Annotated in this window: 16 protein-coding genes, 1 pseudogene and 1 riboswitch; of the genes and pseudogenes, 7 read left to right on the forward strand and 10 right to left on the reverse strand. The window is 45.6% G+C overall.

The window, feature by feature from the left end; translation table 11 throughout:
* Positions 1-49: 49 nt before the first annotated feature.
* A pseudogene (locus tag Q4Q50_RS13715) lies at positions 50-613 on the reverse strand (group II intron maturase-specific domain-containing protein); the annotation flags it as partial.
* Between the two features lie 53 nt (positions 614-666).
* Between Q4Q50_RS13715 and Q4Q50_RS13720 the strand changes: the two are divergent.
* Entirely contained in the window at positions 667-1701 is a 1035-nt protein-coding gene (locus tag Q4Q50_RS13720) for a transposase (protein ID WP_311899760.1), read from the forward strand.
* 596 nt (positions 1702-2297) lie between these two features.
* On the opposite strand, the gene Q4Q50_RS13725 is transcribed toward Q4Q50_RS13720, so the two are convergent.
* The 3 genes from Q4Q50_RS13725 to gbpA form a co-directional block, all read right to left on the reverse strand.
* Positions 2298-4454: a S46 family peptidase gene (locus Q4Q50_RS13725; protein WP_311889814.1), complete on the reverse strand. Its 2157-nt coding sequence runs from the start codon at positions 4452-4454 to the stop codon at positions 2298-2300.
* Positions 4455-4749: 295 nt separating this feature from the next.
* Entirely contained in the window at positions 4750-5925 is a 1176-nt protein-coding gene (locus tag Q4Q50_RS13730; protein ID WP_311899821.1) for an aromatic amino acid transport family protein, read from the reverse strand.
* 566 nt (positions 5926-6491) lie between these two features.
* Positions 6492-7937: an N-acetylglucosamine-binding protein GbpA gene (gene gbpA / locus Q4Q50_RS13735; RefSeq protein ID WP_311899762.1), complete on the reverse strand. Its 1446-nt coding sequence runs from the start codon at positions 7935-7937 to the stop codon at positions 6492-6494.
* A 122-nt stretch (positions 7938-8059) separates the two neighbouring features.
* Positions 8060-8159: riboswitch (cyclic di-GMP riboswitch) on the reverse strand.
* 411 nt (positions 8160-8570) lie between these two features.
* Here gbpA and Q4Q50_RS13740 point away from each other — a divergent pair.
* Positions 8571-9125, forward strand: a complete 555-nt coding sequence (locus Q4Q50_RS13740; protein WP_006083964.1) for a TMEM165/GDT1 family protein — start codon at positions 8571-8573, stop codon at positions 9123-9125.
* Positions 9126-9252: 127 nt separating this feature from the next.
* Here Q4Q50_RS13740 and katB read toward each other — a convergent pair whose 3' ends face one another.
* The 6 genes from katB to fkpA form a co-directional block, all read right to left on the reverse strand.
* The gene (gene katB / locus Q4Q50_RS13745; protein WP_311899764.1) at positions 9253-10728 is read right to left on the reverse strand and encodes a catalase KatB; all 1476 of its coding nucleotides are present in this window, start codon (positions 10726-10728) and stop codon (positions 9253-9255) included.
* A gap of 339 nt (positions 10729-11067) precedes the next feature.
* Positions 11068-11310: a YgjV family protein gene (locus Q4Q50_RS13750; RefSeq protein ID WP_006080419.1), complete on the reverse strand. Its 243-nt coding sequence runs from the start codon at positions 11308-11310 to the stop codon at positions 11068-11070.
* 131 nt (positions 11311-11441) lie between these two features.
* Positions 11442-11879 carry a PaaI family thioesterase gene (locus tag Q4Q50_RS13755; RefSeq protein ID WP_006080418.1) on the reverse strand — a complete coding sequence of 146 codons (438 nt, stop codon included), beginning with the start codon at positions 11877-11879 and terminating at the stop codon, positions 11442-11444.
* A gap of 105 nt (positions 11880-11984) precedes the next feature.
* Complete coding sequence (locus Q4Q50_RS13760; RefSeq protein ID WP_006080417.1) at positions 11985-12440, reverse strand: hypothetical protein; 456 nt, start codon at positions 12438-12440, stop codon at positions 11985-11987.
* Positions 12441-12550: 110 nt separating this feature from the next.
* On the reverse strand, positions 12551-15163 hold the full coding sequence (gene exeM / locus Q4Q50_RS13765) for an extracellular exonuclease ExeM (protein ID WP_311899765.1): 2613 nt from the start codon (positions 15161-15163) through the stop codon (positions 12551-12553).
* Between the two features lie 619 nt (positions 15164-15782).
* A complete protein-coding gene (fkpA, locus tag Q4Q50_RS13770) occupies positions 15783-16556 on the reverse strand; it encodes an FKBP-type peptidyl-prolyl cis-trans isomerase (RefSeq protein WP_311899767.1) in 774 nt (257 codons plus the stop codon).
* A 154-nt stretch (positions 16557-16710) separates the two neighbouring features.
* On the opposite strand from fkpA, the gene Q4Q50_RS13775 reads away from it, so the two are divergent.
* From Q4Q50_RS13775 to lpoB, 5 genes are all read left to right on the forward strand, one after another.
* The gene (locus tag Q4Q50_RS13775; protein ID WP_311899769.1) at positions 16711-17661 is read left to right on the forward strand and encodes a WD40 repeat domain-containing protein; all 951 of its coding nucleotides are present in this window, start codon (positions 16711-16713) and stop codon (positions 17659-17661) included.
* 9 nt (positions 17662-17670) lie between these two features.
* Positions 17671-17883: a SlyX family protein gene (locus tag Q4Q50_RS13780; RefSeq protein ID WP_006080410.1), complete on the forward strand. Its 213-nt coding sequence runs from the start codon at positions 17671-17673 to the stop codon at positions 17881-17883.
* Between the two features lie 65 nt (positions 17884-17948).
* Positions 17949-18506, forward strand: a complete 558-nt coding sequence (gene def, locus Q4Q50_RS13785; RefSeq protein WP_311899771.1) for a peptide deformylase — start codon at positions 17949-17951, stop codon at positions 18504-18506.
* Positions 18506-19909, forward strand: a complete 1404-nt coding sequence (locus Q4Q50_RS13790) for a COG3014 family protein (protein WP_107403905.1) — start codon at positions 18506-18508, stop codon at positions 19907-19909. The genes def and Q4Q50_RS13790 overlap by 1 nt, the downstream gene beginning before the upstream one ends.
* A 69-nt stretch (positions 19910-19978) precedes the next feature.
* Positions 19979-20572, forward strand: coding sequence for a penicillin-binding protein activator LpoB (gene lpoB / locus Q4Q50_RS13795; RefSeq protein ID WP_006080406.1), 594 nt, complete (start codon positions 19979-19981; stop codon positions 20570-20572).
* Positions 20573-20777: the final 205 nt, after the last annotated feature.

Here is a 20777-nt window from a genome sequence, read left to right on the forward strand (position 1 = left end):
CCACACCACCCTGCATGCGGCTCCGCACAGGGCGGTTCATTTAGAACGCCTAACCTGTTTTCTGGTTCGGATAGTGAACCGCGATCCATCCATCTCTCAGTGAATACAATCCTGCTTTCTTAAGATACTCATTACTCAGCGCTTGCTGTATTCCTGGTGTTTTCGAGCTCCGCCATGGGCCTTTACTTGTGATCCCACAAGCAACGGCAGCTTGGATCCTGACGCCACGTTTAAGTAAGTTTTGTACCTTAGTCCGCGGTTTTCGCCACTGACGCCAGTAGCACATACGCACTCGACGACGGATCCAATGGTCTAAATCGACACACCCTTGATAAGCGTTGGCTATGCCAAAGTAGTTGATCCAGCCTTGCATGTATTGCCGTACTTTAAACAATTGATATCCCATGCTAACGCCCCAATTTCGGTTCGTCAGGCGTTTCATCTTTTGTTTAAAAATGTGTAATGTTTTAGCATGCCACTGGATCTTCCCGCGGTTAAAGGTAAAACCGAGGAACTTGCTTTGACCTACCTCTACCACTTGGCTTTTCTGTTCATTAACAACCAGTTTTAAAATGCGGGGACAGCCATATCTTTTTGTGTTTTTCAGCACCTTCAACTAGGCTTTAAGCTTTAAATTATCTTGATTTTGTCTGTGTGGAGTTTGCTATGACCTCGGCCAGAAGACAGTTAATTGATGCTAATGCGACACCTTTCTATCATGTGATAAATCGCTGTGTCAGAAGGGCTTTTTTGTGTGGTGAAGATAAGCTCACTGGTCGCAGTTACGAGCATCGACGTGGCTGGATTGTCGATAAAATCAAAGCCTTGTCCGCGATATTTTGTATCGATATTTGTGCCTATGCGGTGATGAGTAATCACTATCATTTAGTGCTTAAAATTGATGTCGACAAGGCCAAATCGCTAACGCAAAAAGATATTATTCGTCGCTGGTGTCAAATTACTAAAGGCCATGCTGTCGCGACTAAGTATATGAATGGTGATGCTTTAATCGACGGTGAAGTGATGTTACTTGATCGCTTACTTGCAGAGTGGCATGAACGATTAAGTAGTATCAGTTGGTTTATGCGCTGTTTAAATGAAGAAATTGCCCGCAAGGCCAATCGTGAAGATGAGTGTAAAGGCGCCTTTTGGGAAGGCCGTTTTAAGTCGCAAGCGCTGTTAGATGAGCAAGCCCTGCTCGCGTGTATGATGTATGTGGATTTAAATCCAATCAGAGCAGGCATTGCCGATTCTTTGCAATCCTCTGATTTTACATCGATTCAGGAGCGAATTAACTCGCTAAACACCCCAAATCATCCATTAACCCTCCCTGTGCCACAAACTGACTTCTCAACTAATGAAGCTCATATTCCCCACAAGTCTCTCGTCCAATTCGATGGCGCAGCTCACCTGAATCAGCAAGTGGGTATTCCCTTTCACTTTGCCGATTATCTCGAACTGATTGATTGGACAGGCCGCGCCATCCGCCTTGATAAGAAAGGCTATATCGATAATCAACGACCGAAACTACTCAATGAATTAGGTATAGCGCCCGATGCGTGGCTCACATCAGCCAAAGAGTTTCGTCGTCAATACAGTGGCATAAGTGGTCGATGGGATAGCATGTGTGCATTTAAAAAGCAGCATAACAGCGGCAAATGGTGTAAAGGTAAAGCCTCAAGCCAAACGTTACATCCTTAAGTTGCTCACGACTCAGCGTTTAGGATTATTTTTGTTTATCCGAAATGGAGAGAATTTCGCGCAAAACGTAGCACGCTTTTGTCCAAAAGCTTGCTGGGTATCTCCTTCATACAGACTGGTTACACTAGTGCCCAAAAGGTGAGCTATGGTGATTTTCGAGACGACCGTCTGCCCCATGGACGGGGCGGTCGAGCATCCAAGGATGGACTTGCTGCGTGTCGACGAGTCAATGCCATGGCAAGCCTATATACGTGGATACCAACCAATGCTAGCCCACTAAAAACTAAAGATGCAGGTCCTCCGGCACTACTTTCCAACACATTTCAGCCCCCAAAATATGTTGCGTATATTTTTCAATCCACGGTTCCGCTAATGCTAGAAAGTTGAGCTAATGCTATGGCACGCCTATCAAGACTGCTATCTCAACAGCTATCAGCAGTCATTGCACAAAAAAATAGCGATAAACCCTGTGAGTTTATCGCTATTTTATTATCTTGTTATGGCTGGATTCAAAGAGCGCTAAATTGCGCTTGAATGCTATTAATCAAAATTCACTATACCACTATAGGCCGCACCATTGCTGGTGCGGCAATGGATTACTTAACGATTTCCATCTCAGCTAATAAATTGTCGGCATGATCTAAATACTTCATGACCCACAACATATAGCGGCTATCCACTTGGATAGAACGGTTGATGTTATCGTCATATGCCCAGTCGCCAATAATGCTTTCATAGACACCATCGAACAGCAGACCGACTAATTCAGCGCGGCCGTTTAGGGTGGGTGAACCTGAGTTACCGCCGGTTGTGTCTAACGTCGACAAGAAGTTAACCGGTACAGAATCGATGGCTTTCACATAGAAATCACCGTATTGCTTCTGCTTAATCAGCTCTAACTCTTTTTTCGGCGCATCGAAAGGATCAACACCTGTGTCCTTTTGCACTATGCCTTCAAGGCGAGTGAATGGCACTGCCACTAAACCGTCTTTTGGCGAGTAGCCTTTCACATGACCAACCGTGACACGCAGGCTTGAGTTCGCATCGGCATACACAGGCTTACCTTGCTCAAGATTGTAGGCAATGATGGCATCCATGTACTGAGGACGCACTTTCATCAGCTCGCCATCCAGTTCTTTTTCTTTCTTTTCTTCAGCCATATCTGTGTCATACATAGCCACGGCGAATTGAATGAAAGGATCTTTAGAGGCTTTAAAATCGGCAACGGATTTATCCATCCATGCCAGACGCACGTCTTTTTTGCCTAACTCAGTTTTCGCGTACATTTTGTCTAAGGTTTTCGAAAGCTTAGCTTCACTGAACTTTTTATCGATACCAAAGGCTTTATCCAATGCAGGTAAACGTTTGTCCTCTGGCAGTGCGGCGTAGCGTTTCAGCATATCGAATAACACGGCTTTATCGACGCTTGGCGCATAACGACGGTCGATACGCTCCATGCTTGCTTTGAGGCGAGTCATATCACGTTCTTGGAAGCCCGGTTCACGCTGCATATCCGGCAGTTGTTTCTCGTTCGCTAAGCGATACAAGCTGCGCGCCGTTGGCAACATAGTCGTGCTACCAATGTAGCTTAAGATCATGTCACGCTCTTGATGCGCTTTACTCTTGGCAATTAACGCATCTAATTCCGCTAAGGTTTTGCCGTATTTCGCTTCACGGCTGCTGTCTTTAGCGATCCACGCGGCAAGCTCAGCTTCGCGGGCTTTACGGTCCGCCAGCATGGTGGATTTGCCATAAAACTCGATCATCGAGGTGAAGTTTTTCGCGTAATTTGCAAGGCTAGCAATTTGACTCTCGTACTTAATACGTTCGTCGCTACCCTCTGGCGCGGTATCTTTAATGATCTCAATAAAGCGCTCGCGCAATAACTTACCTTCTGGATAAGCCCACTCGAACTGATTTTGTACTTCATTGGCGGTGCGATATCGGTTGGTGCGACCTGGGTAGCCAGCCACCATGACAAAATCGCCATCGCTCACGCCTTTAGCCGATACTTTTAAGAAGCTTTTTGGCTCGTATGGCACGTTATCGCTACTAAAATCGGCAGGTTTGCCCGCTTTAGACACATAAGCGCGATAGAAAGAGAAATCGCCGGTGTGACGTGGCCACATCCAGTTATCGACATCGCCGCCGTATTTACCCACGCTCGCGGCTGGGTTATAGACTAAACGAACGTCGCGAATTTCCAGTTGTTTAACCAGATAATATTCAAGACCGCCGTGGAAGCTATACACTTGGCAACGGTAGCCGTCTTCTTTTTCACATTCAGCCACTAATGCTTTTTCTTGGCTTTCAACGCCTTGATAGAAATCGCTACCCACTTTACCTTCGAGCCCGCCTTTTACGCGCTCGGTCACATTGGTCACATCTTCGGTCACATACACACGTGAACCCGGTGTGGCAGGTAATTCATCGGCGAAGGTCTTAGCTAAAAAACCATCTTGTAGCAGGTTTTTTTCTGGGGTGGAGTTGTATTGAATCGCACCATAGGCACAGTGATGGTTAGTGACCACCAAGCCTTTTGGCGATACGAATGACGCGGTACAGCCACCAAGGCTGATCACTGCGTTCATTGGGAATTCGGTGAGTTTTGAAATCGATTTGGCATCAATTTCTAGCCCTTTTGCTTTAAGCTCATCGGCCATAGCGGGCAGCTGATGGGGCTGCCACATACCTTCGTCAGCCTGAGCGCCAAAACTGGCGGCCACGGCAACAGTGAGTAACCATTTTTTCATTGTGTTAAGTCCGTTTTATGTGAATGAAGCCACGCGCAAGCTGGGCCATGTTCTCGTTTTAATCGTGTTGTTTTTATCTTAAGTCACTGTATTAAAACCCAGCATCACTCGCTTTAAAACCTAAAAAGCAAAAAGTCAGGCCGGGGCCTGACTTTATCACATCGAATACACTTTATAACAGACTCGGAAAAATTCGCTTACAAAGCAAATACATTACATCAGCTACATTACATCAGCATTACCCCGCGGCGTTCGCTACAAAACTGACGCTAGCCGCGAATTAAATACTAAGCCGTTAGATTGCAACAAATAGCTGGGCGCCCACAATCACAGCGCCTAACAAACCTGCCATCACTAAGCCTGCAGAACCACCCGACACTTGATAACCGCCCGGTTGTGTTTGGCGTTGACGCAATGCCATCACAATTGGCAAGAAGATGATCATCACCACCAATGGTACAGCCGCGAATCCCAGTACCGCCACAAAGCCTTCTGGCAGATACAGAGCACATAACACTGGCGGAGTGAAAGTTAACAACCAGGTCTGTATACGGCCGGCAAACGTCTCTTTAGCACGGGTTAACTCGGCGACAAAGTCATACAGGCTTAAGGTCACCCCGAGGAATGAGGTCACTAGGGCTAAATCGGCGAATAACGAAATACATTTGCTGATCCAAGGCGTATGGGCAATATCCTGCAATGCCGTCACCAGTGACGGTAATGAACCTTCGAAACCACTGACTTCATAGCCGCCTACTGTGCCTAAGGTCACTAACAACCAAAGCACATAACAAGCCAGTGGAATCGTCGAGCCGATTAACAATACCTTACGCAGCGAAACCGCATCGCCATCGAGGTAACGCACTAAAGTGGCAATACAAACGTGGAAACCAAACGAAGTAAACACTACGGGAATCGCCGCCATCCAACTGCTGGTCATCGACTCGGCAATCGCGCCCGTTGCCATGCTGGCAATACTGACTTCAGGCAGGAGAAATAACACCACAACCACCAGCAGTAAAATCATTAACGAAAACAGGAAGCGGGACACTTTATCGACCCAAGCTACACCGAGCGCCGCAAATCCACCCAACACTAAGGTAAACAACAATACGGCGACTTGATTATCGAGCACGATATCGAACATGTTCTTCGCTTTAAGCACTAATAACGAAGAACCACCAGTGAGATAAGCCGCGGTCAAGGCAAACAATAAACTCAGGAAAGAAGCGCCTTGAATGATTTGACCTTTTTTACCCAGTAATTTACCCGTAATAGCATGCACGTTATCGCCCACGCCAGTGCGTAAGTTAATTTCGAGCATCAGTAATGAGGTATAGGCAGAAACGCCCCAAATAACAACGAGTAATACTAACGCTGGAATAATACCTAAAGCTGCAGTGGCTAAAGGTAAGGCTAACATACCTGCGCCAATGGCCGTCCCGGCAACGATGGCGATCGAGCCTAACATTTTTGAATTCACACAATAGTCCTGTTCAATGATTAATTATTATTTTATTTGAGTAAGATTTGAACCGATAAAGCCTTGCGTCTTAAATCGAAATAAGCAACACATCACTTAAAGCAGCTTCAAAAAGCATCCAATCGAATCTCATTCCTGCAGATCAATTGGCCCCAATAGCTTTTGAATATTTCAACCCAGTAGCCATTGAGGCTAACTAAATCGGTTGCATAAAAGTGACATGACTTTCAATTGTGATAATCCTAATAACAACATAGGTAAAATAGATAGTTTGGGACATTAACAGAGCCAAACCCAGTGGGCAAGCCAGTTGTGAACAAAGATAAGTCGCGCACTGTACGGTAACAACTTAATAGCGCTGTGATAAACGAAAACATACAAGCTAACAAAATAGCTACCTTTGTTGGAAATACATGGGATGCCGCATTGTGGGTGAATCGAGGTAAAACGTATATTTTGACTGTCGCGAGCGCGCTGAATATGGGCTTAAACATATTCGCTGTGTTTAAGCCCAATCACATCATGTTGAGAATCGATTAACTCAACATGTTAATTTACAGCTCAGTCCACGCCATAGTCCAAGAAGCGCCAACACCTGGCTCAAATCCTGTGGCAGAAGCCGACCACTGCATGCAATAGCCGCTATAGGGGAATGGCTTACATTGATACACTTTGCCATTTTTAGGCTGTAACACTGTGGTGCCCGCAACGTAACCTTTCACCCCTTCAGGGAAGACAAAATCCGCTTCCGGCGTTGGTGCTTGATCCTTTAAGAAGAGATCAAAGTTCTGCTGAATAACATCACCTTGTTTAGGCTCAGCTTTAACCTGCAAGTGATAATGCCCTGCTTTAGGCGCAACCACGTCTAACACTAAGCTCGCACTAGTATTATTAACGGTTTGGCTCACAAAACCCGCAGCCGTGCCATCGTGGCTAAACAAATACGCAGACACTAACATTTCAGCATTGCTGGTGACGTCAAAACGAACCTGCGCCGCGCCGTCGATAATTTGATAATCGTCGGCAAGTGAAGTGACCTCTAAGCTGTTGCCCGGTGCGGGCGCCAGATCAAATCCCACTTCGACACGCTCAATACCTGAAGTCGTCGCAGTAAAAATGTCGTTTTTGCCATACACAGGCTCAATCACACCTGATGCATTTTTTTGTCCCGCTTTTAACTGAGACTGCTGGGCATTAATCGCGCTCGCTAATAGAAAAGGCCAATTTTGTTTATCACCTTGAGTCGCATCGCTAATAGTAATCACTGTTTGCTTAGCTGGTTGCTCACCATTGGCATCGAACACTCGGGTCATCACTTTATCGCCCGCCTTGAGATCGAGTGACGGATTGATGTCGCCCACATCTAGCCATTCACCCGGTACGACGGGACCCGAATCTAAGTTCACATCGATAGCATTGTAGAAACTGTTGGTGGTATCACCCACTTCCCACACGGCTAGAATCACTTGATAACCGCTGCGACCTTCTGGCACATAACAGTCATGGGTCACTAACTTAGGCGGCTGCACCATGCCACCATCGACTACACAGAATGGCGCTAAGTCAAAGCTCGCACGGCTTAAAGCTTGGTTTTGATTCCAATCTTGGCGAGTTAAATAATAACGCCAATTACGGGTGACATGATTGGCAGTGAACTGCCAACTGAACTTATTCCAGCCCGCTTTGATATCCGTCTTTGACCAACGGCTGGGACTCTGTTCATCTAAAGGCGAGAAAGCACCATTACCCGCACTCGCCAGTTTGCCATCCGCAGGACCTGACTCAGGAAAACCCGATGGTCCTTCAACGCTTTGCGGTTCCCATTGCACCGCGCCACAGTTGGTATTATTGCCGGTTTTACAGGCATAGGAACGTGACTCTGGCGCCACAACATAACCGTGTGCCTGTGCAGAAATACTCACAAATGTATTTGCCGCCATCACTGCGGCGGCCAATAAACTCAATTTAGAAACAGGGGAAAAAACAGTAGGATTTGCCACTTTAATGCACTCCATTTGCACCCATCTTTGCCAGTATTGGCTTGGGCTTAGGTATAAAAGTGGTATTTGGGCAAACAACAGCATTAAACAGCAGTCGTTTATCTTTCACAGAAATCGAATTCTGCGGCAACTCCGCTATCTTAGTTCACTAAAAAATCCATTTACAACCTTAGACCGGAAGCTTTGCGTCCTAACTTTTCAATTAGTTTGCCAAATACGGTAGGTGTCATCGAATCACTACGAGTTAATAGTATGTAATCAAGTAGAAATGACCTGGCTAAATTAGCAACAAAAGACAACGCTGTCAAAAAATTAACCCATTTATATTCATATAATTACAGAATGTTGCGCGGTATTTTTCTGACACCTGTCAAACATCCATTCGTGTCTACTGCGATAAACTGGTGCTTGAAACCGAAGTTCACTTAGGTATAATGCCCACCTCGCTTCGGGGGAGTAGCTAACTGGATTTCGAGCCATCGTCATCCAGGGTGAACATCAACATACTTGGCCACACGCCATGGTGTTCACAGCAAATCATCGATTTGCCCAGCAAGACCTGAGCACAATGACTGCACCTAGGGGTGGACGGTTTATTGTGCTTATGTCTTAACCACCCCTAAAGGATCACACTTGGAAGCCCTACTTGCCTCAACCTTTACGGTTGCTATTGCCGAAATTGGTGATAAAACTCAATTGCTTGCACTTATTCTCGCCGCAAGATTTAAAAATAAAACCGCCATTATTTTAGGCATTTTTCTGTCAACGTTATTCAACCATTTTGCCGCCGCTTGGATTGGCCAATGGGCGATTAACTGGGTCAGCCCAGATCTTGCCCGCTATTTAGTGGCTGCGTCCTTCTTCGCGATCGCTCTTTGGGTGTTAATCCCAGATAAAGTCGATGCTGAAGAGAGCCGTTTCTACAAAATGGGTCCCTTCCTCGCCACCTTTATCCTGTTTTTCATCGCCGAGATGGGGGATAAAACCCAAATCGCAACGGTAGTGTTAGCCGCAAAATACGATTCATTAACTATGGTGGTGGCAGGTACAACCTTAGGCATGCTGCTTGCCAACGTACCCGTAGTGATCGCAGGCCACTTCAGCGCCGAAAAATTGCCTATGTTGTGGATACACCGTGGCTGCGCCGTATTGTTCGCACTCTTAGGCGTAGCAACACTACTGTTCTAGATCATTGATCATATTGAATTAAGGCAACAAAAAGGCCAGTGATAAACATCACTGGCCTTTCTACTTACGACGGTTTTATTGAGATAAACAGTGTCGACTTAGAAGCTTAACTTCTTAGAAACGCAGCTTATAGCCCTAATGCCGTTTTAATCCGTTGACCGTAATCCGCATCGGCTTGTTCGAAATGCGCCACCATACGTTGCTGCACATCTAAACTCGCTTGACTTAATGAACCTGAAATCGTTGCCACTAGGCGCGCTTTCTCCGCTTCAGAGAAGATGCGATACAAATTACCCGCTTGGGTGTAATCGTCTTGGTTATAACGAATGTAACGCGCCGCTTCACCTTCTAAACGCAATGGTGGTTCGCTAAAGTTTACTGGCTCAACCAAGGCATCAGCAGTGCTGTTCGGGCCATAGTTTGCCGAAGCGTCGCCACCCGTTTGGCTACCATGGTAAGGGCATTGTGTGCCCGCCATCGCACCTGCACGTTGATGATGATTTGCCTTAGCGGCATGCGGACAGTTCACTGGCAATTGATTGTAGTTAGCACCAATGCGGTAACGCTGGGCATCGGCATAGGCAAATAAACGCGCTTGTAACATCTTGTCGGGTGAAGCCCCGACGCCTGGGACCAAATTGCTCGGTGCCAATGCCACTTGCTCAACTTCAGCAAAATAGTTTTGTGGCAGACGATTCAGTTCTAATACACCAATCTCAAGTAATGGATAGTCGCTATGCGGCCAAACCTTAGTTAAATCAAATGGATTGATATGGTAAGTATTGGCATCTGCCTCAGGCATGATCTGCACGTTAACAGTCCAACGCGGGAAATTACCATCAGTGATCGCCACCACCATATCGCGCTGTGATGAATCGGGATCTATCCCCTTTAATTTATCAGCCTGTTCGTTGGTTAAGTTGACCACGCCTTGCTGGGACTTAAAGTGGAACTTCACCCAGAAACGCTCGCCCTTGGCATTCCACAGCGAGAAAGTGTGTGAACCATAACCGTGCATTTGACGGTAGTTGGCTGGAATACCGCGATCCGACATCAAAATGGTCACTTGATGCATAGCTTCAGGATTCAATGACCAAAAGTCCCACATAGCCTGCGGATCTTTTAAGTTTGTCTTAGGATTACGCTTTTGCGTATGGATAAAGTCTGGAAACTTAATCCCATCTCGTAAGAAAAAGGTCGGCGTGTTGTTACCCACGATATCGTGATTACCACGGGCAGTATAAAAACGTAAACCAAAGCCACGTGGATCGCGCTCTGCGTCGGCAGAACCCATTTCGCCACCGACGGTTGAGAAACGAATAAAGGTTTCGGTTTGCTTACCAACGCCATTGAAATGGTCGGCAATGGTGTAATCGCTTAAATCTTTAGTCAGGGTAAATGTGCCGTAAACGCCAGTACCTTTGGCATGCACGATACGCTCAGGGATACGCTCACGGTTGAAATGGGCTAACTTTTCAATTAAATGCCAATCCTGTAATAGCAAAGGACCACGTTCACCCGCTGACAGAGAGTTTTGATCGTCGGCCACTGGGGCGCCGTTTTGGCTCGTTAAGTACTGACTTGTTTGATGTTGTTGACTCATGCCCTGCTCCTTAGTCTTGATTGCTGGTTAACCAGGTTTCAATTAAATCGTAAATGGTGGCCATGGTTTATCTCCTTGGCTGGCGACGTGTTGTCGATGGAGCAAGAATAGAGAATCGCCAGCAAAGAATAAAACGATTAAACTAGATTCATGCAATCTACAAAAAAGATTAAAAGAAAAATAGCAAAGTCGATAAACGATTGCGCGGACTCACAGCCAATGGTCCGCTCACATCACTAAGGTGCGGCTGAAAAACCAAATGGCTGCTCGCAGGGATGAAACAGATTACTGTAAAGTTGAGTGCGGTACAAAAAAGCAGAGAAAGATAATGCGCTGCCATTAACTGGCGGGTGAGTCGGCTTCGCGGTAAAGCTTAACCAGATAATAAGTGTCTATCAGTACGATAAAAAAGTTAACTAAGGCAACAGGATAAGCCCCAATTGCCACGCCGTAGGCCACAAATAATGCCGCACCGATAAGATTCCACCAGCGCAGTTTTTTGATGTTTGACATCATCAGTGATATTGCAACGACCACAGACGCTAAATAACCAACCCATTCCCAAATTGTCGCGTTATCCATATCCAATCCTTATTCATATATTATTTAAATCAAACGATTGATACGCCATTCACACCACAGGAAATAGGCTGGGCTATTGCATTTAGCATTTAGCATTTAGCATTTAGCATTTAGCACTTAGCACTTAGCACTTAACGTTTAACGACAGCCGCCGTCATCCGTGAAATACAAGTCAGTTCACCGGCGCTGTTATGGATTAACACTTCCCATACAGAGCTGCGTTTTCCTAAATGAATAGGCTTAGCCGTGGCGGTTAATAGCCCATTACGGGAAGCCCGTAAGTGGTTAGCGTTAATTTCTTGGCCGACACAATAGTACTGCTCAAAATCCACCGCAAAGTTTGCTGCATAGCTGGCAACGGTTTCAGCAAGCGCAACATTCGCGCCGCCATGGACTATCCCCAAAGGGTTATGCACCGCAGGGCTCGCAGGCATAGTAGCCTTCATGTAATCGTCGCCAATTTCACTGATCTCAATCCCTAAGGTCTGCATCAAGGTGCCTTTGCCGCCCATACCGGCATCTAAACGCGCGCAATCCTCTAACGTGACAGCTCTAAACCAAATACTCATTGCAACTTCCTAGTCAATAAAACCAATCAGCAGTTTACTGCGAAGTAGATGAAGTTCAACTAGTTTGCGCTAAGCCAGTCCCGTCAATATTGGCAAAAATAAGACTCAAGCTAACCATTGTTTAGTAATACTCAACTGGCTAAACCAGACGAGAAACAATCCCCAAATCACCACCACACTTGGCATGATTAACGCATCAGCCCCCAGCACCACAGCCGCTTGTTGAATGCAAAACACATAGCTCATTTGCAACAAAACCGCGATAAGTGAGGCAACCAGCACTTTATAGGCAAGGGATTTTCGTAATAACAACAATAAGCAGCCTAAAACGCCCGACACCACAGCAAAGCCAAATATCGCATCAACGAAAGCCGGCGTGGTTTCATAGAGTTTGATTTGATCTGGGCTCATTTGCGCCAAGGCATCCGGCGTCATGGTCATTTGGATCACAAAGGCCATCAGCCCCATGATATTCCACAATAAACTGAGCGTTGCGACAAAGTAAAACCACAGTGGCGCTTTCGCTTTAATGGTTTTCAGCGGATTTGAGACTGTATCCATACTCACTCCTAATAAAAACTGAAAAAAACAACTAAAAAAGGGATGGCGAACCATCCCTTCGTTTCAGTCTAGCTCACAAATAACACTTGTGAGTTCACCCGTTACACAGGTTAACGGCGACGACGTTGTAAACCAAACAAGGACATCAGTACTAAACCTAAATAACCCAAAGCACCGCCATCATCTTTAGGCGTTGGCTCAGGTTTTGGTGGCACTACTGGCGCTGGGTAGCTTAAGGCAACGATCACAGGATCGTGGTCCGATGCAGAGAACGCATTTTCAGATTTAGCCAGATCACCAGAGAACTTCTTACCGTATTCAAACAGGTTAGATTCCACTGAGTTGATGTGCCAATCTTCAATATCCACTAAACGTTTGGCTAAGCTAGCATTGGCTAAAGCGTGGTCTAAGTTGCCTAGCTCGCCGTTATAGCTGTAAGAGTAAGTGCCTGCACCGTGGGCTTTCGTGTTCAAGTTGATCAGGCCATAACCTTTTTCAATCTTGCTACCTTGGCGTTCAAATACTTTGCCATCGAGCGTCGTCCACGAAGCGGTCATGATGTCGCGCTCTGACTTGCTCGCATCAAAATCGGTCAGCACACGGATAGGATCTTCCATGCCGTAGGCATTCATATCACCGATGATCAGTAAGTCGCCCTTCACGTCTTTTAGCGTTTCACCCAAGACTTTGGCGGCAGATACGCGGAAAGCATTACACTTGCCCTGTTGATCGGCAGGATCGACTGACTCTTCAAAGTTAGCCCAATCTTCTAAACAGCCTGAGCCTTTAGATTTCAGATGGTTAACGACTACGGTCAGCGACTCATCATGGATTTTAAAGGTTTGCGCTAAGCTGTGACGTTGGTAAGCATCGTTACCTGGATTTGTCTCAGTTTTGCCATCTTTAGTACGAGTCACGCTGCCAGCACTGGCATGTTGCTCAGGAGTATCGATAGCTTGAGCAGCACCAGCTAAGGTCACTTTGCCGCCGCGGTATAACATGCCCACAGTGATAGCATCTGTGCCAAAATACTTGCCGTCATACTTGTCGGCGTCGGTGATTTCAACAAAGCTATAAGCGTTTTCAGGCGTTTGCTTCTCGTTCAGTGCATCGACTAAGTTTTTAATCGCACTCTTCTCACCAAAACCGTTGTTGGCAATTTCCATCAGACCGACGATATCGGCGTTCATGGCAGTAATAGCGCTAACGATTTTAGTACGTTGTAGCACCATTTCTTCAAGCGTTAGGGCGCCACGGTTACTACCTGATGGATTGGTATCACCACCATCAACATCGTTAAAGAAGTTCAACACGTTAAAGCTAGCCACGCGCAGATCGCCCTTAGTGGCGACGCTTGGGGCATCAGTTCTGTCATCACCACGGATAAAATCACCCGCTGTAATAGTGTTAGTTGCCACTAAACGATAAGCGCCGTAGCTGTAACCAATCACACCTTGCAGGTTCGTCAGTTGGTCGCCCACACGGATGTAGCCCGTTTCCACATTGAAATCAGGGAAGTATGGAATAACACCGTCGGCAGGTTTGTAATCAGATTCGATAAAGAGCTGGTTTTCCAGGTTAGATTTAACTAACGCAGTCGCTTCAGCAGAAAGCGCGGGATAAAGCTGTGTCGACTTCATTAGCGGTTCTTTATAAGACACTAACATGTTGTTGCGACGGCCTGCGTAATCATAGCTGAAGGTACGGCTGATCTTAAGATCGCTGCCCGCATCTAAAGCCACATTCATGCCTTCATAACGCTCTAATGCTTGCGCTAAGGTTTCGCCATCGGCGACATAGAAAGGCGCGGCAACTGGGACTTCACCCTTAGCACCGACTTCAAATTTCTTATCGGCTTTAATATCGATTTGAGTTAAGCCAAAGTATTCTTTCACTTTACCTTGTACACACACTTCAACCCCAGGTTGAATTGCTTCAGGCGCCGCTTCACCTAAGAATACAAACACACCATCAGAGGTATACGGTGAGTTATCACCTTTCACTTCTTGTAGATAAAAACCTTTAAACAAGCTTTCGCCACGGGCAGTCACTACGCCACGCACTGTCACTTCAGCCTCAGACTCAAATGCACCTTCTGGTACAAATGGGCTAGACTCGCCCGCACCTTGTACTTGATAAATCGGCACTATTTTAGCGCCGCTGCAGCTAAAGAGCGGCACTTCTGGCTCAGCTGGAGCTTCTAGATAACCTAAACCTGAGAAGGTATCTTTAGGTAATTGTTCCCACTGGGCGGCATTAAATACCGTATTCGCCACTAACGCATCTAATTTACGTTTTAAGGTAACGTCTAATCCCCAACCCGCAGGAGTAGGCACATCGCCAATAATATCGACAACCGCATCATCTTTAACGAGTGCGACCGCATCACCACCATTAAAACTTAAACTGCCAGAGTAACTGTCAACACCTTGGTTAAGCGTGATCACAGCGCTAGAATTTAAAATCACTTTAGTCGTTTTAGGCGCAATGGATTGGCCATCTAATGCCACCATATCTGACGCAACAGTTGCACCATCTTTATAACGAACCAGTTTATAACCCGCGAGATCAATTGCCGTATCGCCGCCGTTATAGAGTTCAATCGCTTTATTGTTTGAGCTACCTTCAACATATTCGGTAATCATCACATCAGCGCTTGCCATCATAGGTAAAGCCGCTGCTACAGCTAAAGAAATAGCCGTTAACTTATTAACATTATCCATATCATCAACCCCATTATTATAATATTGCCGCTAACTTCTATTAACGTGCGGGCGGATTATTTCAGAGTTGAATGCGTAAAAAAAGAGGGCAAGATCGCACATTACCAATGTAACACATTGATGAGTAAATGATTATGGACACAGCACTGTTCACACAGAAGAACAAGGTAATAATTCAAAAGTATTAGCCAAATAAAAACAAACAGTAAGAGTAATACACCCAAGCTCAACCAAAGCACTGGCGAGTACAAATAATAACCAATATTTTAATGTGATATTTTAATGATTTTTATCGGTATGCAATACCTAATAAAATGTAAAGAATGCGGCGCTTTAAAAGATAGTAGATATCATTAAAACGTAATTTAGCCTTCATTATTTTGAAATAAAACCAACGCTAAAGCGAGCTAACGTTAATGATTAATACCATCCATTGTAATAGCCGATAGAGATTGATGATTGCTATATAAAATTAAACATGAGTTAAGGCTGTAAACCTTGTATAGCAAGGCAATAAATTAAGCATTAAAACTATAATGTGATTTTTACAGACAAAAAAATACCGCTCATTTAGGAGCGGTATTTCACTTACTGCGTAATAAACGCGGCAGTTAATTCATTACTTTTTAGCTGCTGGTTCAGCGGCTGGCGTTGCAGACGCTTTCTCAACTGATTTCAATTCAACTTCAAAAACCAGTGTGGAATTGGGTGGAATAGTACCAGTGTCACGCTCGCCGTAGGCTAAGTTTGCAGGAATAACAAACTTGTACTTAGCGCCAACAGGCATTAATTGAACGCCTTCGGTCCAACCTGGGATCACGCGATTCAGTGGGAACTTAGCCGTTTGACCACGTTTGTATGAACTGTCGAACTCAGTACCGTCGATTAACGTACCTACATAATCCACTTCTACAGTGTCTTCAGCAGCAGGTTTTTCGCCAGTACCAGGTGTTAATACTTCGTATTGTAAGCCTGATTCAGTGGTCACTACGCCAGTCTTAGCTTTGTTTTCTTCAAGGAATTTTTTACCATCTTCGATATTCTTAGCAGAAATCGCAGTGGCTTGTTCCTGACGTTTATCGTTTAACTTTTTATCTAGACCTTGAAGAATGGTTTGCATTTCTTCTTCGGTTAATTTTAATTGGTCATTCAGACCATTAGTGAAACCAGTGACAATCAGAGTGCGATCAACTGGCAGGCCTAATTCTTCTTGCTCTTTGATATGGCCAGACATGTAACGACCGATTGAAGCGCCTACACTGTAAGCTTCTTTTTGAGCTTCTGTCGTTAATTCAACACTTGTACTCGCAGCAGCTGCTTTTTCTTCTTGATTACAAGCAGATAGGCCAATAACAGCCAATGCAACTAACGATAATTTATAAATCGATTTCATTAAAGCTTCCTCAGCATCCTCAAGCGGTTACAATAACCTAAGCGAGACAACTTTATACTAGTTATCTCGGTTATACCAACTAGATTCTTTATGGGTTAACAGTGATTAATGTCACTTGATCAAGTCTAAAGACAGCAACTTAGGGAGCAAGTTCATGAAGAAAAATCTACTGCTGGTAATTTGCACAATTTTTCTGACAGCTTGCCATCCTAAAGCGGAAGACATTAGCGTTCTCACCACGGAAGCTAGCTATAGCGCGAGTCTGTCGAGCAATGGACAATTCGCCTTAGTCGCCACCCAAAGTAGTGGAGTCCAATGCTGGGATCTCAGCACCCATACACTTAAATACCAATGGATACATGGCGATATCAATACTGGCGTCACAGGTACGGCGATTTCGCCCAACGGACTATTTGCTGCGTCGTTAAGCCGAGATTCAGTTGCCATGTGGAGAATAGCCGACGGAAAATCCCTAGGATGGTGGTCTTTGCCTTCATCCGGTGAAAGCGTGGCGGTAGCCGATAATGGCGCACTACTCATTGGTTTAAATGATGGTTCAGTTATGTCGCTCAATGCTGCCCAAAGTGCCTTAATCAAATTTCTGGGACATAAAGATCGCGTCAATAGCGTTTCACTCTCCGCGGATGGCCGTTTAGCATTAACGGGTTCGAATGATATGCAGGCGATTCTTTGGCAGGCGCAAACGGGTCAGCCGCTTCATACCTGGACCTTAGGCAGCCGTATCACTAAAGTGGCGCTTAACGACAGTGGCACACTAAGTTTTACCAATGGCAGCACAAATGAAGCCAAAATCTGGGATAACACTAGCGGTAAGCTGTTAAATCAGTTAGATATTACACGTCGGCAGATGAACTTTTCTGCTGTGAGGTTTATCAAACAAGACAGCCAGATATTAACGGGAACGCCGGCGCGGGAAGTCATATTGTGGCAACGTGACTCGGGTAAGGAAATCGAAAAATGGCAGGTTGCACTCACTAAAAACAGCCAAAATCGAGGAGCCGTTGTATACTCTGTGGCAATTCGAGATACCAATAAAGTCGTTAGTATCAGTAGCCAAGGCTTAGTTGAGACTTGGCAGCAATAGAGGTTAGTCATGCAAGGCGTACAAGCACAGATTGAAGATCTAGAAACCAAATTGGCTTTTCAAGAGCTCACAGTCGAAGAGTTAAACCAAGAAGTGATCAAATTGAATCGACTTGTGGCTCACCAGCAGCACCAAATTCACATGTTAATTGGTAAGTTGCAAGACATGGAACCGAGTAATATGGCGACTCAGGCAGAAGAAACGCCGCCGCCACATTACTAAATACTGACGCTTTAAAATAAGACTTTGATTCAAAGACGGTTACCGCAAAATATCCAGGGAATGCGATGTTTAAACATTTGATGCCAAAACAAACCCCGCCTTTATTACCCATAGCGTTAGTGGGTGAAGCTATTCTAGGGCAGACTGCAATTGCAGTGCATCATTTCGATGCCGAGCTCGCGCACCTTGCAGAGCAAATGTCTGCCAGCATGGAAGCCGCCAATGGCGTTGGCATCGCGGCGCCACAGGTTCACAGTCCCTTAGCCTTATTTATTATGGCTTCTCGCCCTAATGAACGTTATCCCGACGCACCCAATATGGCGCCTGTGGTCGTGGTTAATCCACAAATCATTCATGCATCGAGTGACTTAGTCGACGGCGAAGAAGGTTGCCTGTCCATTCCCGGCCAACGATTTAACATACAAAGACATCAAGCCATTGAAGTGCGCTACCAGAATTTACAAGGCGAGTGGCAACAGGCCGAATTAACAGGCTTTATTGCGCGGATTTTTCAACACGAATTTGATCACCTTCAAGGGATCACCTTACTCGAGCGCTCACGTATGCCTGAACAGGCTCAGTCGATTTCAGCCAAGTCCATCGAACAAGGTGAAGCGCAATAATGAAACTGTCTTTGGTTACACCTTTATCTCGCGCTTTTATTGCCCCCGCTTTGGTAATGGGGTTGGTGTTAAGTTTATCGGGCTGCGCCTACAACAGTATTTTTATTAATTACCCTTCACAGATTGAACCGCTCAAACAAGAGTTGAATAGTGCAACACCCTTGGCCGATATCGACAAACTTGCCAGTAATATCAATGGCAACGATGGCCTACTCTATGCTCAAGAAGCGGGCCGTATTGCTCAAGTCGCCGGCGATTTTGCGGCCAGTAAAAAGTACTACCAACAAGCGGTCGATGCTTACACCGCCTTTGATGATAAGGCCAAAGTCAGCGTCAGTGATATTAGTGCCACAGCCAGCAGCTTAGTGTTAAACGACAATGCGATTCCGTACCGAGGGCCTGGGTATGAACGCATCATGCTGCACCAATACCAAGCGCTAAACTATTTGTTTAGTGGCGATTACCAAGGCGCTTTAGTCGAAGTTCGTCGCAGTAACGAGTTACAAAGCAGCGAGCAAGAGCGCTATCAAAAATCGCAAAAGTCGGTGCAAGCCATGGCAAACGGGACTATCGATGCCGAGGTCAACAAGCTAGGCCAAGCCGCAGGCACTGTGACGAGTTCTTTCTTAAACGCTTACAGCTATTACACCACTGGCGTATTACATGAAGTGCTGGGTGAGCCGAACGATGCCTATATCGATTATCGTAAAGCGGCACAAATCACCCCAGACAACACCTATTTACAGCAAGATCTGGTGCGTCTCGCCAAGCAACTCGGCATGCCGCAATATGATGAGTTTAAACGTCGTTGGGGCGATGCTAAATTACCTAATCCCAAAGATGGCCAAGTGATTTTGATAGTCGAGCGCGGTTTTGTACCGGAAAAACAGGCGCTTACCGTGCCTTTTACTATCCATGGCAATTGGCAAACTGTATCGCTAGCCACTTACATGCCAAACAATACTTTTGTGCCAGAGACGCAAGTGCAAGGTTTAGGTACAGTGCTGAAAACTGAACCTATTGCCAATATCGATGCCTTAGCCATCACAGCACTCAAGGAAGATCTGCCCGCAACCTTGGTTCGCCAAGTCGCAAGGGTCTATGCCAAATCTGAGATGGCCTATCAGGTTGGAAAGAGTGGCAGCCCCGGAAACAATGCCGCCGATATTGGCAGCATAGCGATGCAGATTTTTAACGTAGTAACAGAGCAAGCGGATCGCCGTAGTTGGCTGACGCTGCCTAAACAAGCACAGATCGGGCGGCGTTATTTGAGTGCAGGTGAATACACTTTGCAGTTAGATAAAGCGCCACCGGCAAAAATTGACGTTGCAGCAGGCAAAACCACCTTAGTCTGGGCAATTGATACTGGTAATTACACCCGAATTTATTCAATAATCATTTAGCCTAGCGGTTGTGGTATTTGAATAAGACGTGTGTCATTAAGTTTATACAATCACAAAATGGAACTGACTATGAAACAATTTAAACTGATTTTTGTGCTGGCTGCCGTTATGGGTCTGGCTGCATGTCAATCTAAAGTCGAATATGGCGATGCCACCGAAGTTGAAACCGTCAATGAGAATTTTGGCTCAACGGATCTACAAGCTATTGCAGCCAAGATGGTGGATAGCATGATGACTTTCCCTCCTATCGTGGCCATGACAGCCAATAGCCGTCCGATTTTATTTGTCGACAGCATCAAGAACAAAACCTCAGAGCACATTGATACTGAGTCTGTTACTGACTCTATCAGCAACAAACTATTGCGCTCAGGCAAGTTCCGTTTTATCGACATGACTAAAGTAGATTCAGTCCGTAAGCAATTGGATTACCAAAACAACACTGGCATGGTTGATCCATCAACCGCCATCAAGTTTGGTCGTCAAATCGGCGCGCAATACATGTTATACGGCAATTTATCTAGCATAGTTAAGCAAGACGGTAGCACTAAAGACGTGTACTACAAGATGACAATGCGTTTAATGGATTTAGAAACAGGCCTGATTGAATGGTCTGATGAAAAAGAAATCCGTAAGATGAAGTCTAAGTCTTTCTTAGGCATGTAATTGTCTATTGGCGCTCACTGTCGCCAAACATAGATCCCAAGAGGCCAGCTTAAACGCTGGCTTTTTTTTACATTTTTAACATTGGTTATCCAAGGTAAATAAGGTAGTGTACTCGGCCAAAATACACTGCAATGATGCTGCTTCAAATCGGCGCTGGCGCGAGGGATCATTTGCCACTCAGGCAACCCCAAACTCCCGATATTGA

The organism is Shewanella scandinavica (assembly GCF_031932065.1).
Classification (GTDB): domain Bacteria; phylum Pseudomonadota; class Gammaproteobacteria; order Enterobacterales; family Shewanellaceae; genus Shewanella; species Shewanella baltica.

What these genes read in the sequence shown, in the direction of transcription:
- Q4Q50_RS13720 (WP_311899760.1), top strand. Translation starts at nt 667, where the DNA reads ATGACCTCGGCCAGAAGACAGTTAATTGATGCTAATGCGACACCTTTC.
- Q4Q50_RS13725 (WP_311889814.1), bottom strand. Translation starts at nt 4,454, where the DNA reads ATGAAAAAATGGTTACTCACTGTTGCCGTGGCCGCCAGTTTTGGCGCT.
- Q4Q50_RS13730 (WP_311899821.1), bottom strand. Translation starts at nt 5,925, where the DNA reads ATGTTAGGCTCGATCGCCATCGTTGCCGGGACGGCCATTGGCGCAGGT.
- katB (WP_311899764.1), bottom strand. Translation starts at nt 10,728, where the DNA reads ATGAGTCAACAACATCAAACAAGTCAGTACTTAACGAGCCAAAACGGC.
- Q4Q50_RS13750 (WP_006080419.1), bottom strand. Translation starts at nt 11,310, where the DNA reads ATGGATAACGCGACAATTTGGGAATGGGTTGGTTATTTAGCGTCTGTG.
- Q4Q50_RS13755 (WP_006080418.1), bottom strand. Translation starts at nt 11,879, where the DNA reads ATGAGTATTTGGTTTAGAGCTGTCACGTTAGAGGATTGCGCGCGTTTA.
- Q4Q50_RS13760 (WP_006080417.1), bottom strand. Translation starts at nt 12,440, where the DNA reads ATGGATACAGTCTCAAATCCGCTGAAAACCATTAAAGCGAAAGCGCCA.
- exeM (WP_311899765.1), bottom strand. Translation starts at nt 15,163, where the DNA reads ATGGATAATGTTAATAAGTTAACGGCTATTTCTTTAGCTGTAGCAGCG.
- fkpA (WP_311899767.1), bottom strand. Translation starts at nt 16,556, where the DNA reads ATGAAATCGATTTATAAATTATCGTTAGTTGCATTGGCTGTTATTGGC.
- Q4Q50_RS13775 (WP_311899769.1), top strand. Translation starts at nt 16,711, where the DNA reads ATGAAGAAAAATCTACTGCTGGTAATTTGCACAATTTTTCTGACAGCT.
- Q4Q50_RS13780 (WP_006080410.1), top strand. Translation starts at nt 17,671, where the DNA reads ATGCAAGGCGTACAAGCACAGATTGAAGATCTAGAAACCAAATTGGCT.
- def (WP_311899771.1), top strand. Translation starts at nt 17,949, where the DNA reads ATGTTTAAACATTTGATGCCAAAACAAACCCCGCCTTTATTACCCATA.
- Q4Q50_RS13790 (WP_107403905.1), top strand. Translation starts at nt 18,506, where the DNA reads ATGAAACTGTCTTTGGTTACACCTTTATCTCGCGCTTTTATTGCCCCC.
- lpoB (WP_006080406.1), top strand. Translation starts at nt 19,979, where the DNA reads ATGAAACAATTTAAACTGATTTTTGTGCTGGCTGCCGTTATGGGTCTG.